General features: G+C 46.9%; 1 protein-coding gene. It reads right to left on the bottom strand.

The window, feature by feature from the left end; all coding sequences use genetic code 11:
- The coding region (locus tag R7040_RS26990; RefSeq protein WP_318097677.1) for an efflux RND transporter permease subunit at nt 1-670 on the bottom strand (670 nt) is incomplete at both ends.

Here is a 670-nt window from a genome sequence, read left to right as displayed (position 1 = left end):
AACCGCTAGTTCTCGCAACACTTTCGGATCTGGGCCAGTAATACGCGCTTCAATTTTAGACGCTGGAGACGGACCAAATTCCATCAGTTTGAACTGGAATGTAGGCTCATCGAACGTCTTCGCTAAATTGTCATCCAGCTTGTGAAGCAGCTTGAACATATTGTCACGGTCAGTTGTTCGCACTTGGAACTGAGCGTAAGCCTCGTAGCTTTTCTCCGGTTGGTACGTCAATGCAAAACGTTGTAGACCTTGGCCAATCGAAACCGAGACAAAATCGATGTCATCTTGCTGACGAATATAGCTTTCTACTTTTTCCGCTTGCTTAATGGTCTGACGGATATCCGTACCTTCTGGCATCCACATATCAACGTAGAACATCGGCGTATTCGAAGGTGGGAAGAATTGCTGCTTCACATTGCCAAACGCAATAACGGCACCCACTAACAACGCCACCATCGCAGCGACCGTCATCCAACGAAAACGTAACGAGAACTTAAGCAACGCGCCAAATACAACGAACAACCAGCCTTTGTAAGGGTCTTCGTCTTCACCGTTCGTGTCTTTCTCTTCTTCTTTTAGAAGCAGGTCTGCTAAGAAAGGCGTGAGTGTAATTGCCGTAACCCAGCTCAAGAACAATGAAAAACACAACACCCAGAAGAGTGAGCCCATG

Source organism: Vibrio sp. 1069, assembly GCF_033340555.1.
The sequence above is the reverse complement of the archived record's forward strand: the minus strand, read 5'-3'. Positions and strand labels throughout refer to the sequence as shown.